Source organism: Priestia sp. J2, assembly GCF_020790095.1.
In the GTDB taxonomy this organism is placed as follows: Bacteria; Bacillota; Bacilli; order Bacillales; family Bacillaceae_H; genus Priestia; species Priestia zanthoxyli.
This window is the reverse complement of the sequence record NZ_CP086208.1, coordinates 1,990,609-2,004,549: the sequence shown is the minus strand read 5'-3', so window position 1 is coordinate 2,004,549 and position 13,941 is coordinate 1,990,609. Positions and strand designations below refer to the sequence as shown.

Below are 13,941 nucleotides of genomic sequence, written 5' to 3'. Positions count from 1 at the left end.
GCTCTCTTCCTTTTATTTAACTGAACTAGTAGCTCTATTTATCCACCTTAATTCTCTACTAATTGACTCACCGCAACATTTTGTTCATTTTCCGGCTGACCTAGCGGATAAATTCTTGCCGTATCATTTTCTTCGCTTACATGTTGAATATAAACGGCCGTATCGTTATACGTAACGTTAGCCATAACGGGTGAATCAGCAATTTGTTTTGCTCGCTGCTTGTCCACGTTTCTTCCCCCCTCTATGCTGATATACATATAAGGTTTGCTTAAAGAATGGATGATATTCGCCGTTTATAATCGTTCTAGCGCTTTTTAGCGGTGCGGTAGCCAAGGTAAAAGATGAAAGAAGTATAGATAATAAATGCAGCTCCAGCTAGCAAGATCATTTTGTGATGATGCCAAAGGTCTACGTATGTTTTGATGAAGACCCCTTTTGTAAGTAAAATATATTGATACACAATAAAACCAACCGCCAAAGCAAGAAACAGCACGCGAAACAAACGAATGAAATCAATGTTAGATAAAATGGAAGCAGCTTTTACCCAGGGCGATGTAGGAGGCGGAGCTTTTTTGGTGCTGCGGCTCTTCGGCTTTTGTTTCTTTGCAGGCGGAGCTTTTGATTCTTCTATTTTAGGTGCTGGTTTTTGTTTCCCTTGAGCCATCGGTCACTTTCCCTCTTTCTTAAATAAAGTGTCTAAAAAAGAAGCTTTTCTATTTTGCATATTCAAGAAAGGGTTTGCTATCTCCTTTTTCCTCTTAAAAATACTTTCCTTTTTTAAAATACAGAATGTCTTTAGGTATGTGCCTATAGCATTTTTCTTATCTTCGCATACGTTATATCGTGTTTGATTTGAAGTTACTATTTAAAAGGAGCGGTGCCCTAATGAACCCTTATTATTTCAACCCTGGATATATTCCTCAGCAAGTTGATTACTCAGTTCAACAATACTATCCCCCTTACGTACCACAGCATGAAGAATACGATGAAAGACAGCAGCTTCAAAATCTTGGAGGATTTGAACGAAGAATTCGTGCTCTTGAGAGACAAAATGAGGAGCAAGTCAGAGAAATTACTCGTTTAAATCGAATTGTGGAGCGACATACTGACCGTATAAACAGATTAAATCAGCGCTTACGCAATGTAGAAAGAAGACTTAACATTCCATTTACAGCAAGCCAGGACGGATTTTAAACTTACCTTAAGCATTCCCGTTTCTTTTGAGCGAGAATGCTTTTTACATATCTTCCGTCGTTTTTGATAGCACGAAGGATATTTGATTAAACTTTACATAAAATAAAATTCGACTATAAAAAAGAAAAGGAGAAAATCACATGAAATCCCCTGTTGTTATTTGTCCTAACTGTCATTCTCAAAAAGAGCTCGCTACCGTTTTAACTGCTCAGTCCAATCAAAACGTTATCTATATATGCTCAGCTTGCGGCTATAAGCTGACAAACATTAAAACAAGCAAAGGATAACCAGTATCTCTCCCCTCACTTAGTACCTATACTTAATACATTCTTCTGTCCACATACAAAAATTAACGTTTACGTAAATGTTATTAATTTTGTATACTGATAGTATTATGGGAAAGGGAGTTGAAGAAGTTGAAGTTTAAAATGAAGGAACGCGGGCAGCTGCATTTGAGTCCGGAAGGAAAACAATTGATTTTAGACTTATACGAATCAAATATGATGGAATCTGTAAATGAAGCTTTGGATGCTGAAACAAGAAGCTTTCACAGCGGAAAAGCCGACGGGATACAGGCTATTCTACTTCTTTTAGGGGTACAGCTAGAAGAAAACTCTTCACAATCATAAATAAATTCCCTATAAAACACATAAAAGCAGACGCACTCTTCTGGTGAATGCGCCTGCTTTTTATGATTCTTCCTGCTCGAATTTTACAATTGCAGCCTTAGCACGATCTCTCAGTGACAGAAGGTCAGACTCTACTTTTAAGATGTTTTTCTTTTTCTGTTCAATCAGCTTGAGCTGCTCTTCTACCGTATGTAACACTCGCTCTAACTTTTCTTTTTGTTGACTTGTTCCTTTCACTTGCCTATAATCCATCTTTTGTATTTCAAGAGTATCACTTAAAGCAAGAAATTCCTGTAATTCTTGAAGTGAAAAACCCATGACTTCTTTGGCATTCGTAATTTTCTTTAAGAATTCTACGTGTTCTTCCGTGTACAGACGAAATCCACCTTCACTTCTTGGAGGTGCTGGCATCAGTCCAATTTGTTCATAATAACGAATCGTACGTTTTGTTAAACCGCTTTGCTTCGCTACATCATCTATTTTTAGTTCACTCATTTTTAAATCCCCTTTAATCAATTAACAATGTCAACTTTTCGTACTTTTTACTATTATACACTAACGCTAGATATCTCAAAACAAATCTGAACAGCTGTGCACTTATTTAAAAATAAATAAGCAATTTCTTCACCCTTTTTTAGAGTAAAAAAATTGCTTATACAGTATATGCTGGGTTCTTTTCTCTAAAACCTTATCATAAATGCCGTTTCTGTTAATTTACGATTTAGCATACAAATTAATAAATTTGTTTTTGAGACTTCTTATTTCTATCGACTAAATGTTTATTAACTTGTATGTAGCCTTCTCTTTCTGTACTAGCCCCGCCTGCGCTGAGTACACCGATAGCCACGCATGCTATCCAACCTAGTTTCATTATAACAGAAAGCGCTTACATAATAAAGTGTTATGCTTTAATTTCTAAAAAGTTATAAATAAAATCAGCAGGTCTTTTTCTAGCCCCTGCTGATTTGTTAAATAGAACGAGCGACGATACACCTTTATGAAATAGTAAATAAGTCGTCTTAATAAGCTACTTTATAAATCAAAAACCGTTCATATGGATTTTTACGATTCAACTCTGGCAGCATTACCTCTTCTTTTAAAATGAAAGAAGGGTGTTTTTCGAGATGATGAAGATAATCCTCTGAACTATAATACAAAATTAAATCAATCTCGCGCTTATTCTCTTCCCACGAAAGCAAAATATTGTTCACTACTTGGATAAAAATTTGAACTGAAAAAGGATTAAAAAAATAAAAGCAGTTGTCTAGTGGGTGAATCTTATATTCCTGGGCTAAACAACACTGAAAATAAATATGACTTTTTCGGCCCTTGGCTTTTTTTAAATAGCGCCTCTGATTATCTATGGCCTGCTCATAGAAGTGCTCATTCATTTCTATCCCTACAGCGGTGGCATTACATAGGTAGTTCACATAAAAATTCAGCCTTCCTTTCCCACACCCGAAGTCGACAATTCTATCGCTGCTTGTTAGCTCATACTGACTGAAAAGTGCTTCTAATGCACTATAAGGCGTGGGTTCATAACGATGGTAATGAAATGAATCATTAAATCCCTTTTGTTCTCCCGTTGTTTTTATATTTAATAAAGCGTCATAATATTGTTCATTCATGGCCAATCTCCTGTTTATAGTTGTCGAAAAAGAGAAAGAAGGACAGATGTCCTTCTTTCTCTTTTTACTCACTCTACTTTTACGCGCATTTCTGATATTTTAAGACCAATCTCTTCGATTAACTGCACAGCTTCCGCTCGTTTTTGATCATCTAATGTGCTGATTTCTGGTATGTCTATGCTTTTTAAATATCGATAAGAGGCTTTAAGTCGTTCTAGGGTATCTTCTTGGTCAAACTTTTTCATGATTATCTCCTCCAGTTTATGTAGTTACTATATGTATACCACAAACATGTCCGTAATAAATCTAACCTGTTTAATAAATACTAAACGTATCTGATTTATCTAAGAGGAAATGCACTTCTAATAGCTGATATATACTCAAAAAATTCCTGGGTTTTCGAATTTTTACGTTCATTTCTCGTGTTAGTTGAAAAAAAAGCTTCTCTTTGCCCTTTACTTATCTCAATTTGCACACCCATCCGCCTAGCTGTTTTATTGGTTATATTTCTAGGGCTGGTACCGGAAACAGGATCTTGATCTGATAAAATTTCTGTACTAAAGCCTTTAGAAACAAGCGCTTCATGTACTTTGGACCTTAACGCTTTGTCAGCACCGCCGATTTTAGTATGCTTTTCACTTTTGTCGTTGTATCCATGAAAAGATACTGCATAGTCTTCTTTTGATATAATCGTTAACGCATGAGGTTCATCAAAATGAGTGGATGTGATATGAAGATCGGCATTTCCTGATTTCTTTAACCCTTCAAATATATAGTACGAGTATTCGTTGCCCGCTAGGCCAACAGCAAGTTCGGATGTTCCAGTTTCGATACCTCCGCCGTGTATCGCGAGCATAATAATGTTAGAAGGTCTGATTTCAAATTGAATTTTGTAGTCTTGGTTGTATACTTCATAAGAGGCAAGTTCAGAGAAGCTAGCATATTTATCTGGCATCATATATCCTCCTTGTGAATAAGACATAGTAAATAAACTTATTAGTTCTTTCTTTAATGTACCACATCTTTTCTTTCATCACATACTATGTGATTGCAATTACCAATAAATATGGTACGATTAAGTTCGAGTTTCTTGCTCGTTAAAAGTTCACCAGATAGTCAAAATTTTCGTTTTTAAGCATTCCATTTTTATCTTATAATAAAGGATGTACTTATTTTCAGTCGGAAATTCGACATTTTTCTTTGTTTTTTAAAAAAGTTCAAGGAATGTTAACAAATTTTACGAGCAACCTTGATGTAATTACGATATTTTTTTGTTAAAATAGTTTAGTTGATTAATAAAGATTAGGTTTATTCATGTAAGAATAAGCTCAAAAAGGAGAATTGCTGTGAAAAATACCGAAGTTATCACAAAGGAATCACTTCCTATCAATCAGTATTTTTCCCGGGAAGTAATCAGTGCTATTATAAAAACTGGGATTATTAAATCGAACTCACTAGGAATGGTTGCTGGGCTTTGTCTCGCAATTGCTGTTAATGACTTAAGCTTTGTGACACAAATTCCTATCATTATTTTGGCTTTAATTGGGACATCCTTTGTCGTAGGAGGAGCTGGGGCAGTTAATAACTTCTATGACCGTGATATCGATGCAATCATGAAACGTACAAAAGACAGACCGACGGTAACAGGAGCGGTCAACCCTAAATTTGCTCTATGGTTAGGACTGGCTTTATTTGTTATTGGTGTAGGTATTTTATTTTTAGTTTCTAACATGGCCGCCATTATGGGTATTTTAGGATTTTTCTTTTATGTAGTGCCTTATACTATGCTTACAAAACGTACAACCATTTATAATACCGAAGTCGGAAGTATTTCTGGAGCTATGCCTCCAATCATTGGCTGGGCCGCTATTTCACCAGACTTATTTCATCCGGTAGCAATTGGATTGTTTGTATTTATGTTTTTATGGCAGCCTCCTCACTTCTACGCTATTGCGATTAGAAGACTTGAGGAATATAAAGCCGCAGGTGTACCAATGCTTCCTGTAGTAAAAGGTATCCGTCGTTCCAAAGTCCAAACGCTTGTATACCTAGTTATTTTACTAGCGGCATCGTTCTTATTTTTATCGTTTAGTAAAATTATCGCATTTACAATGTTCGGTTTAACACTCGTGTGGATGCTTCTTGGAATTGTTGGATTTAAAAAATTAGAAGATACAAAATGGGCTACTTTAATGTTTGTGTTCTCATTGAACCATCTTACGATTATTTTTGCCCTTATGATTATACTGTCATTTTTTAAATAATAAATGCTCAAAAGCAGGTAGCTATCAGCTACCTGCTTTTATATTAGATACATCTTTTGCTTTAAGCGAAATCATTCCTCCGTATCTCGCCGAAACTGCTCCACCTAACGCGTTGGCAAACATTGTGTACTGCTTACATGACTCCTCACTTTCAGGCAAACCTTTTTCATGAATACACCAGAGAATTCCTGCCATAAATGCATCACCCGCTCCTGTTGTATCTATCGCCTGTACTTTCTTTGCACTCACATGAAGCATTTGATTTGCAGTAACGGCTACTGCGCCCTTTTCTCCTTGAGTGACCCATACGAACGGAATATGATACGCTCTCAGTTTTTCTAGGCTTTCTGCCAGATCTGTTGAATTCATCAAAAATAGGAGCTCATCTTGAGAGATTTTCAAAATATCTGTTTCGTACAAAAACGATGTTACAATATTTCTACATGCTGCTTCACTTTCCCATCTTTTCATTCGAATATTCGGATCAAAAGCTACCAGCATAAGATATTTTTTTGCGAGCCTCACAGCTTCTCTTGTAGTTTCCTGGGAAATCGGATGAAACAAAGTGCCTGATCCAAAATAAAAAATCGCTGCCTTCTCAAATAGAGCTTCCTGCAGCTCATATTTATACACTTGCTCATGAGGGGTAGAATCTATGTAGGAATGAAAGTAACGATCTCCTTCTTTACTTTTATGTACATACACTTCACAAACTTTTTTCGTCACCGAAGTTACACAGCCGCTTTGGTTTACTCCTTCAATTAAAAGCTTCTTTCTTACAAAATCACTTGTTTCATCACTCCCTAACTTGCAGATATAAGATGCTTTTGCTCCTAACTTCTGAACTCCAACTGCTACATTAACGGTTGTGCCTCCTAAAAAAGGGTCAAAGTCAGTGTTAGATTCATTTTTAGCGATAAAATCAATAAATGCCTCACCGTATGAAATAATTCCTTTTTTCACGTTAATCCCCACCTTCTTCCTTCTGTCTCGCAACGCATTTGACGCATACACACGCTTTCCCTCTGCTTTCCAAAGGAATTTGTTTAAACAAATCAGGAGTAAAAACTTTCTGCATGCACCAACACTTTTCTATTTCTCTGCCTTGTACAGAAGCACAGTTATTTTTCTCTTCGCAGATAGGACATCTGCTATCATCGCCTGAAAATGCCATAAATTCCTCTCCTTTTTTCTATGCAGTTGTATAAGTTATCTTTATTAGTATACAAGAGGCAGTTAAAATGCGCTTTCTGCTTTTTGATATTTTCGTTTTCAACTTCTTCTATTCTTGATACTATACATATAAAGGAAATAACATATTGAGAAAGGAGCCTTTATGACGATACATTTATTTCACCAAAAACCCCTTGCTACATGGATGCGTGAATATCCTTTATTAACACCTTTAATCAATAAACAGGAAATACTTTGGATAAATCCTTATTTAAAACCTGCTCAAGAAGCACTTTCGTCTCTTTCTTTACATACCAAAGATATAAAAGATGCAAAAGAGCGACTTTCTCGCTTTTCTTCTTTTCTTCAAATCGCTTTTCCGGAGCTAAAAGCATCAAAAGGAATCATTGAATCACCTCTTCAAGAAATTGCATACATGAAAGACTATTTAAATCAACAAATGAATAACGAGCTGCAAGGAAAATTATTGATGAAATGCGATCACGATCTTCCTATATCAGGTTCTATTAAAGCAAGAGGCGGCATTTATGAAGTATTAAAATTTGCTGAAAGTCTTGCTATCAAAGAAGGGCTGCTTACCGAAGAAGACAGCTATGCTCTTCTAGCTGAAGAACGATGTAAAAAGTTATTTTCTTCTTATTCTATTGCAGTAGGATCTACCGGTAATTTAGGTTTAAGCATTGGTATTATAAGCGCCGCTCTCGGCTTTAACGTCACCGTCCATATGTCAGCCGATGCGAAGAAATGGAAAAAAGATTTGCTTCGTTCGAAAGGCGTAACCGTTATTGAATATCAGTCTGACTACGGAAAAGCCGTGGAAGAAGGACGAAAGCAAGCCGAAGCAGACCCCGCCTGTCATTTTATTGACGATGAGCAGTCTAGAGATTTATTTCTTGGTTATTCCGTCGCTGCCTTACGCTTGGAAAAGCAGCTAGCCGAGCTGCAAATTCAAGTAGACGCTGAACATCCTTTATTTGTCTATTTACCTTGCGGAGTAGGGGGAGGTCCTGGCGGTATTACGTTTGGATTAAAAGCAATATACGGTGATCATGTTCACTGCTTTTTTGCTGAACCTACTCACTCTCCTTGCATGCTGCTCGGATTAATGACCGAGCTGCATGATGGCATTTCCGTTACCGATATTGGACTTGATAACATAACAGCTGCCGATGGACTAGCTGTAGGAAGGCCATCTAGCTTTGTAGGCGAAACGATAAAATCGCTTATTAGCGGAATTTATACTGTAGAAGATGATCAGCTTTTCCGATTTATTTATGAGCTAGCCAATCGTGAAAATATGTATATAGAACCTTCAGCAGCGGCTGGTTTACAAGGGCCTCTTCACCTGATGGAAAGCGGGTCTTCCTATATACAAGCGCAAGCACTAGAAAACGATATGTCAAAAGCTACTCACCTTGTATGGTCAACTGGAGGCAGTATGGTGCCCGCTGACGTGATGAATAGCTATTACGAGCAAGGAAAAAATTTAATGAATAGATAACGTCAAAAGGCATGAAGAACAATGATGTTCTTCATGCCTTTTTAGAAGAAGTAGCTTGCAGAAAGATAGGATGCCAAATTTCAAATGGAAAATATCCCGATTTATAGCTGCCGCTTGTACCCATAGTTGAAATTTTTATTTTCCTGTATCCTTTTTTCCATAAAAAGGTGCCTGCAAACACCTCAATTTGCTCCACTTTCTTCCTTCTAATAATCGTTGTTTTTCGTGTTAAAAACTGTGAGCGAATAGCGACAAATACCTCGTTCATCATTAAGCCGCCTTGGCGATAGCCCAACCAGTGAATAAGTACATATGCAAGGCATAGCACAGCAATAACCCACACGAACATTGATTTCCAAAAGCTGATGCCAATCCCTGCCGCTACAAATAACAAGAGCGGTAATAGTAATGGGTACCATGCATATTGAATAGCTGTATTTCTTGGACACTTTATATATTCGTAGTGCGGGACATATACGTTCATTAACGATGAAATCTCTTTTTGCTGGATAAACGGGTGTAAATAGACCTTTTCTTTTAAATCAGAGGTTACGACATTTAACGAAACGGAAGACCATCCAAATAAGCGTCGAACCAACCCTTCCTCTATCGTAACAGCCTGTATTTTATGAAAAGGAATCGTAAGGGATTTCTTATTTAATAGTCCGTATTTAATATGTAGATAATGATCGTAGCGTTCCACTGTAAAACCGCCAAATCGTATCACATATAAAACGATAGACAACAAATAAGCAAGCACCACAATTGCAGCGACTAATACAAATAAACCAAGCATCGATTGATGAATCACTTCTTCGTAAGCTGTCTTCACCCAGCGGTTGATATACGTATCAATATACTGATAGAGAAAACCAAGAGCAGCAAATATATAGCCAAAATTCCCGGAAAACGCAGCAGCTAACGCCAGCTGTTTCACCGACACTTTCATCATACGTTCAGGACTTTTTTCTGTTATTTCCGGCTGACTCCCTGACAGCTTTAACGTATCTTTAAGATGGTGCGCTTCTTTTAGTGAAATACCAGATAAATCAATTTCAGCATCCGTACCGCTGCTGGCCGTGTCAATACGAAGCCGGGCTAAGCGAAGAATTCTAAAGACAAACGGCTGATCTAACTGAATCGATTGAATGCGATTTCGTTGAATAAATCGTTTTTCTTTTTTAAAAATCCCTTTATACAGACGCACTTCCGTTTCCGTTACTTCATAACGAAATTCCCTCCAGGTAAAAAAAGCAAATAAAGCGACTACGCCTCCCGCTAATAGCGTTGCCCACCAATATGTAAACAACAGGTGCCGATTGACGATAAATACAAACACAAAAGGCAGGATATTATTTTTTATATGTTCAATAAATGCTATTGCAATATATAGCGGATGCAGCCGCTTACTCATCTTCATCATCTACCTCTGCTAGTCTAGCAATATACTCTCGCAGTGCTTCAGCATCTCTTTGTACGAGTGCAGGAATTTCGACGCTTCCAGCTGCTGTGATGATTTTAACAGATGCCAAGTCAAATTTTCGAAAAATCGGCCCTGTCAACGTTTCAACGTGCTGTACTTTCACAAGGGGAATTTTCGTATGATACCAGATGAAGAGCCCTCTTTGCACATCAATTTGAGTATCTGTTACTTCATATGAATATACATTCATATATACATTTGGAGCTATAATTGTATATATGATAAAGCTCACGACTAATAGTCCAGCTGATATCCATCCAATAATTGACCACCAATCAAAAAAATGAACGAGTAGAAAATAACCCGCTGTTGCCAGAAGCCACAGGCTATGCGTAAAAATGGATTGCCAGCGCATCGCTTTTTTAGCCTCGAGGGGCAATTTGCCCTTTAAATGTTCAAACTCCATAAAAACTCCTTTCTCTACCTTTTTTACTATTTCTATTACTATATTACGTTAAAAAAGGAAAAAAGTTTCATCGTTTACTATTTTCTTATTATTTTTTGATAAAAAACAAACAAGGCTGCCTATTTCGAGGCAGCCTTGTTTGTTATCGATAAACGCCGTCTTTCTCTCCGTGTGCAACAGCCGCTCTTTCAACTGCTTCAGATACTGCTTCGTGTACAGCTAGATTAAGAGGGTGAGGAACTAAATCGCCTGGACGCGTTGAATTTGCAATGGCTTCAGCTGCAGCTACAAGCATCGTATGCGTAATATCACGCACTCCCGCATTTAATACTCCTCTGAAAATACCTGGGAATCCAAGCACATTATTCACTGACCTTCCGTCAGTAGCATAAATAGCTCCTGCTTCAAGAGCATCTTCAGGTTCAATTTCTGGTTTTGGATTAGAAAGTGCTAAAATGATTTGCCCTTTTCGAATCCATTCTTTCTGTATTAAGCCAGGTACACCTGTTGTCGCAATAACAATATCACAGTTCTCCATAAGCTCTTCTAATGAATCCGCTACTTTTCCACCGTAGCTGACCAAGCGCTCATTCGCTTCAGGAGACTTATCAGCTCCTATCACCTGTTTGACACCGTAAGCCATGAACATTCTGCAAGTAGCGATACCAGCAGCTCCTAAACCAATCTGCCCTACTTTTGCTTCTTTCAAATTCACACCTGTGCTGCGACAAGCTGAGATAGCTGCTGCTAGCGTCACAACTGCTGTTCCGTGTTGATCATCATGCATAACTGGAATATCTAGCTCTTCTTTTAAACGTTCTTCAATTTCAAAGCAGTGAGGCGACCCTATATCTTCTAGTAAAATACCGCCAAATCCTGGTGAAATATTTTTAACCGTTTGAATGATTTCTTCCGGCTCATTTACATTCAACAAAATAGGGATAGCGTTTACACTGGCAAGCTGATCAAATAACGCAGCTTTTCCTTCCATAACAGGCATTCCTGCAACTGGACCAATATTCCCTAGTCCTAGTATAGCGGTACCATCCGTTACAATCGCAACCGTGTTTCCAATGCTCGTATAAATTTTAGCTTTGTCGGGCTGTTCTTGAATAGCACGGCAAACGTTTGCTACACCTGGTGTATATACTCTTCTTAAGTCAGCGATCGACTCAATTTTCATTTTGCTTTTCATTTGAATTTTACCGCCTTCATGCGCATGAAGAACTTCATCTGATACTGTATGTAAAGTAATGCCTTCTAAACTGCGAACCGCTTCAAGCAATTCCTCAAGCTGGTCTTCACTTTCTACTTGAACCGTAATACTTCTCATCGTGTAGTTATGTCCTACTTTAACGGTTTCAACCTCGCCAATGTCTCCTCCAACATTTCCAATGGCTGTTGCTACTCTTCCTAAGTTTCCTGGTACAGTCGGTGTTTGTACCATTAATGTGCGTATTAAATTATTCATCATATCCCCATATCCCCCTTGTCCTAATCCTGCAAGTACGTATACTTACTAATGAAGCGTTTAAAACGGTCCAATCTCCCATAAGTTCATATTATCTACTTATCTTACAAGTAGATCTATGCGTACTCTCTTTTTCATCAAAAGAAAAGAAATAGATAACGCTTTCAAACAGATGTTTCGCTTTGATTATAAGCAAAGTTTTTAGAATAATCAAGCGATGACATTGTGAAAATTCATAAATTATTAAGAAGGATTTTGTTGTTCATAAACAGAAAAGACTTATATAGAGAAGAAACAAAGGAGTGAAGAAATTGAAATCAATTTGTGTGTTTGCAGGATCAAGCGCAGGAATAAAAACAGAATATAAAGAGGCCGCCGTCTCGCTAGGACGCTACATGGCCCAAGAAAACTACCGGCTGATTTACGGAGGCTCACGAATGGGCCTGATGGGAGAAGTCGCAAATGAAATGCTTGAACATGGGGGCGAAGTCATTGGTATTATGCCCCGCGGTTTGTTTAGCGGTGAAATTGTTCATACCGCGCTGACAGAACTCATCGAAGTAGAGAGCATGCACGAGCGAAAAGCAACTATGCACGAGTTAGCAGATGCTTATATTGCCCTTCCTGGAGGTTTCGGGACATTTGAAGAGCTGTTTGAAGCTCTTTGCTGGGCTCAAATTGGCATACATAAAAAACCAGTGGGGTTATTAAATGTAAACGGCTACTACAACCCCCTTATGCAAATGGTTCAGCATGCAGTAGATGAAGGATTTTCTACGGATTCTGCTATTCGTCTCATCAATATTTCTGATACTCCCGAACAGCTTATCTCTTCAATGGACACCTATACGTCTCCTTCAGAGGACCAAAAATGGAAGACTGAACGCTAAAAAGCAAGCGCATCATTTGCGCTCGCTTTTCAGGCGTTGTCAAAAGTAATTTCATATTTTTTTACCCCAAAAACAAAAGGGCTATCTATTGGCTTTAAAGACTGATTCTGAACTTTGGAAAATTCCCCTTTTTCTAGTAATTTAGCAAAGGCAATTTTCCCTTCCATTCTTGCTAACGGTGCTCCTAAGCAAAAATGGATGCCAAAACCAAAGCTTACGTGAGGATTCGTTTTACGACGCACGACAAAAGTGTTAGACCGTTCAAACTTAGCTGAATCTCTATTTGCACTTGCTGCCCAGCTAATTACCTGCTGCCCTTTTTTAATTTTACACTCTCCAAGTTCTACATCTTCAGCGGCTATGCGTCCAATCGCTTGAATAGGAGGATAATAGCGGAGCGTTTCTTCCACGAGATTCGGAACTAGGGATATGTCTTGACGAACTTCATTCTGTATGTCTACGTCTTCTGTCATATACCGGACTCCGTTCGTAATTAAGTTTGTTGTTGTTTCATTGCCTGCTACTAGCAATAGAATACAAAACCCTAGTACTTCCTCTTCTGTTAAATGTTCGCCGTCAATTTCTGCTTCTAAAAGCAGCGAAATCAGATCTTCTTGTTTCTTTCTCTGACGCTCAGCGATAATTTCTTTAAAATACCCTTGTAAAAAAAGCACCCCTTCATTACGCTTTTGCATCATTTTCGCAAAAGCTTCGTCTGAATTATTTTCAGCACCGCTCACTAAGTCATCGGAGTACTTTTTAAACAGTGCTCGATCTTGTATAGGTACTCCTAGCAGCTCAGCTATTACAATAATCGGCAGTGGTCCAGCAAAATCTTCTACTATATCAAACTTTTTTTTGCTGCTTACTTCATCTAATAAATAATCTGCAATCTCTTCAATATGACCCTCCAAGTGCTGAATAGCTCTTGGTGTAAAAGCTTTATTCACTAAGTTTCGTAATTTTGTGTGTTTTGGAGGATCCATCATTAAGATACTTTCTTGGCGTTCTTCCATTGCTCGTTTGGATGAAAAAAGCGACGGGTTTTTTAAAATATACTTTACTGTTTCATAATCAAATACATCCCAGCAGTTTCGGCTTTCATCGTAACGAATAGGTGCTTCTTGACGCAGACTGTTATAAATATCAAATGGGTAAAGCTGCTGTTCAACGGATTTAATTTCTTGCATAGGAATTAAGTTAGCATAACGATTTTCTCTTTTCACTGCTTTTGGATTCATCTCGTCTTCCTTCTTTCGTTTAAAAGTGACCTCATTAAGT

The 13,941-nt window shown here is 37.9% G+C and carries 18 protein-coding genes; 6 read left to right on the top strand and 12 right to left on the bottom strand.

Annotated features, from left to right (window positions below; translation table 11 throughout):
• Window positions 1-47: 47 nt before the first annotated feature.
• Together LJY09_RS10080 and LJY09_RS10075 are read right to left on the bottom strand one after the other, a co-directional pair.
• The gene (locus LJY09_RS10080; protein ID WP_028413564.1) at window positions 48-227 is read right to left on the bottom strand and encodes a small acid-soluble spore protein H; all 180 of its coding nucleotides are present in this window, start codon (window positions 225-227) and stop codon (window positions 48-50) included.
• Between the two features lie 77 nt (window positions 228-304).
• A complete protein-coding gene (locus LJY09_RS10075; protein ID WP_028413565.1) occupies window positions 305-664 on the bottom strand; it encodes a hypothetical protein in 360 nt (119 codons plus the stop codon).
• Window positions 665-885: 221 nt separating this feature from the next.
• Between LJY09_RS10075 and LJY09_RS10070 the strand changes: the two genes are divergently transcribed.
• The 3 genes from LJY09_RS10070 to LJY09_RS10060 all read left to right on the top strand — a co-directional run bounded on the left by LJY09_RS10070 (window position 886) and on the right by LJY09_RS10060 (window position 1,823).
• Complete coding sequence (locus LJY09_RS10070; protein ID WP_028413566.1) at window positions 886-1,194, top strand: hypothetical protein; 309 nt, start codon at window positions 886-888, stop codon at window positions 1,192-1,194.
• Window positions 1,195-1,334: 140 nt separating this feature from the next.
• Window positions 1,335-1,481 carry a hypothetical protein gene (locus LJY09_RS10065; protein ID WP_098626789.1) on the top strand — a complete coding sequence of 49 codons (147 nt, stop codon included), beginning with the start codon at window positions 1,335-1,337 and terminating at the stop codon, window positions 1,479-1,481.
• 129 nt (window positions 1,482-1,610) lie between these two features.
• Window positions 1,611-1,823, top strand: coding sequence for a hypothetical protein (locus tag LJY09_RS10060; protein ID WP_028413567.1), 213 nt, complete (start codon window positions 1,611-1,613; stop codon window positions 1,821-1,823).
• Between the two features lie 60 nt (window positions 1,824-1,883).
• Here LJY09_RS10060 and LJY09_RS10055 read toward each other — a convergent pair whose 3' ends face one another.
• The 4 genes from LJY09_RS10055 to LJY09_RS10040 all read right to left on the bottom strand — a co-directional run bounded on the left by LJY09_RS10055 (window position 1,884) and on the right by LJY09_RS10040 (window position 4,406).
• Window positions 1,884-2,318 carry a MerR family transcriptional regulator gene (locus LJY09_RS10055; protein ID WP_028413568.1) on the bottom strand — a complete coding sequence of 145 codons (435 nt, stop codon included), beginning with the start codon at window positions 2,316-2,318 and terminating at the stop codon, window positions 1,884-1,886.
• Between the two features lie 524 nt (window positions 2,319-2,842).
• Entirely contained in the window at window positions 2,843-3,451 is a 609-nt protein-coding gene (locus tag LJY09_RS10050; protein ID WP_028413569.1) for a methyltransferase, read from the bottom strand.
• A 68-nt stretch (window positions 3,452-3,519) separates the two neighbouring features.
• Window positions 3,520-3,696, bottom strand: coding sequence for a hypothetical protein (locus LJY09_RS10045; protein WP_165573411.1), 177 nt, complete (start codon window positions 3,694-3,696; stop codon window positions 3,520-3,522).
• Between the two features lie 95 nt (window positions 3,697-3,791).
• A complete protein-coding gene (locus tag LJY09_RS10040; RefSeq protein WP_223546553.1) occupies window positions 3,792-4,406 on the bottom strand; it encodes a poly-gamma-glutamate hydrolase family protein in 615 nt (204 codons plus the stop codon).
• Window positions 4,407-4,797: 391 nt separating this feature from the next.
• Between LJY09_RS10040 and cyoE the strand changes: the two genes are divergently transcribed.
• On the top strand, window positions 4,798-5,715 hold the full coding sequence (gene cyoE / locus LJY09_RS10035; protein ID WP_013056789.1) for a heme o synthase: 918 nt from the start codon (window positions 4,798-4,800) through the stop codon (window positions 5,713-5,715).
• Window positions 5,716-5,739: 24 nt separating this feature from the next.
• On the opposite strand, the gene LJY09_RS10030 is transcribed toward cyoE, so the two are convergent.
• Both LJY09_RS10030 and LJY09_RS10025 read right to left on the bottom strand, forming a co-directional pair.
• Entirely contained in the window at window positions 5,740-6,678 is a 939-nt protein-coding gene (locus tag LJY09_RS10030) for a carbohydrate kinase family protein (protein ID WP_028413571.1), read from the bottom strand.
• 1 nt (window position 6,679) lies between these two features.
• A complete protein-coding gene (locus tag LJY09_RS10025; protein ID WP_028413572.1) occupies window positions 6,680-6,889 on the bottom strand; it encodes a cysteine-rich CWC family protein in 210 nt (69 codons plus the stop codon).
• Between the two features lie 162 nt (window positions 6,890-7,051).
• Here LJY09_RS10025 and LJY09_RS10020 point away from each other — a divergent pair, with 162 nt between their 5' ends.
• Window positions 7,052-8,410 carry a D-serine ammonia-lyase gene (locus LJY09_RS10020; protein WP_051418572.1) on the top strand — a complete coding sequence of 453 codons (1,359 nt, stop codon included), beginning with the start codon at window positions 7,052-7,054 and terminating at the stop codon, window positions 8,408-8,410.
• A 31-nt stretch (window positions 8,411-8,441) separates the two neighbouring features.
• Here the strand turns inward: LJY09_RS10020 and LJY09_RS10015 are convergent, their stop codons facing one another.
• The 3 genes from LJY09_RS10015 to LJY09_RS10005 form a co-directional block, all read right to left on the bottom strand.
• The gene (locus tag LJY09_RS10015; RefSeq protein ID WP_223546552.1) at window positions 8,442-9,824 is read right to left on the bottom strand and encodes a PH domain-containing protein; all 1,383 of its coding nucleotides are present in this window, start codon (window positions 9,822-9,824) and stop codon (window positions 8,442-8,444) included.
• The gene (locus LJY09_RS10010; protein WP_013056785.1) at window positions 9,817-10,299 is read right to left on the bottom strand and encodes a PH domain-containing protein; all 483 of its coding nucleotides are present in this window, start codon (window positions 10,297-10,299) and stop codon (window positions 9,817-9,819) included. The genes LJY09_RS10015 and LJY09_RS10010 overlap by 8 nt, the downstream gene beginning before the upstream one ends.
• 142 nt (window positions 10,300-10,441) lie before the next feature.
• Window positions 10,442-11,773, bottom strand: a complete 1,332-nt coding sequence (locus LJY09_RS10005) for an NAD-dependent malic enzyme (RefSeq protein ID WP_034265658.1) — start codon at window positions 11,771-11,773, stop codon at window positions 10,442-10,444.
• Window positions 11,774-12,081: 308 nt separating this feature from the next.
• Between LJY09_RS10005 and LJY09_RS10000 the strand changes: the two genes are divergently transcribed.
• Complete coding sequence (locus tag LJY09_RS10000; protein WP_028413576.1) at window positions 12,082-12,660, top strand: LOG family protein; 579 nt, start codon at window positions 12,082-12,084, stop codon at window positions 12,658-12,660.
• 29 nt (window positions 12,661-12,689) lie between these two features.
• On the opposite strand, the gene LJY09_RS09995 is transcribed toward LJY09_RS10000, so the two are convergent.
• On the bottom strand, window positions 12,690-13,901 hold the full coding sequence (locus LJY09_RS09995) for a cytochrome P450 (protein WP_028413577.1): 1,212 nt from the start codon (window positions 13,899-13,901) through the stop codon (window positions 12,690-12,692).
• Window positions 13,902-13,941: the final 40 nt, after the last annotated feature.

Coding starts and splice junctions, on each gene's coding strand:
- LJY09_RS10010 (WP_013056785.1), bottom strand. CDS start 10,299: ATGGAGTTTGAACATTTAAAGGGCAAATTGCCCCTCGAGGCTAAAAAA.
- LJY09_RS10005 (WP_034265658.1), bottom strand. CDS start 11,773: ATGATGAATAATTTAATACGCACATTAATGGTACAAACACCGACTGTA.
- LJY09_RS10050 (WP_028413569.1), bottom strand. CDS start 3,451: ATGAATGAACAATATTATGACGCTTTATTAAATATAAAAACAACGGGA.
- LJY09_RS10040 (WP_223546553.1), bottom strand. CDS start 4,406: ATGCCAGATAAATATGCTAGCTTCTCTGAACTTGCCTCTTATGAAGTA.
- LJY09_RS09995 (WP_028413577.1), bottom strand. CDS start 13,901: ATGAATCCAAAAGCAGTGAAAAGAGAAAATCGTTATGCTAACTTAATT.
- LJY09_RS10075 (WP_028413565.1), bottom strand. CDS start 664: ATGGCTCAAGGGAAACAAAAACCAGCACCTAAAATAGAAGAATCAAAA.
- LJY09_RS10025 (WP_028413572.1), bottom strand. CDS start 6,889: ATGGCATTTTCAGGCGATGATAGCAGATGTCCTATCTGCGAAGAGAAA.
- LJY09_RS10065 (WP_098626789.1), top strand. CDS start 1,335: ATGAAATCCCCTGTTGTTATTTGTCCTAACTGTCATTCTCAAAAAGAG.
- LJY09_RS10020 (WP_051418572.1), top strand. CDS start 7,052: ATGACGATACATTTATTTCACCAAAAACCCCTTGCTACATGGATGCGT.
- LJY09_RS10070 (WP_028413566.1), top strand. CDS start 886: ATGAACCCTTATTATTTCAACCCTGGATATATTCCTCAGCAAGTTGAT.
- LJY09_RS10045 (WP_165573411.1), bottom strand. CDS start 3,696: ATGAAAAAGTTTGACCAAGAAGATACCCTAGAACGACTTAAAGCCTCT.
- LJY09_RS10015 (WP_223546552.1), bottom strand. CDS start 9,824: ATGAGTAAGCGGCTGCATCCGCTATATATTGCAATAGCATTTATTGAA.
- LJY09_RS10055 (WP_028413568.1), bottom strand. CDS start 2,318: ATGAGTGAACTAAAAATAGATGATGTAGCGAAGCAAAGCGGTTTAACA.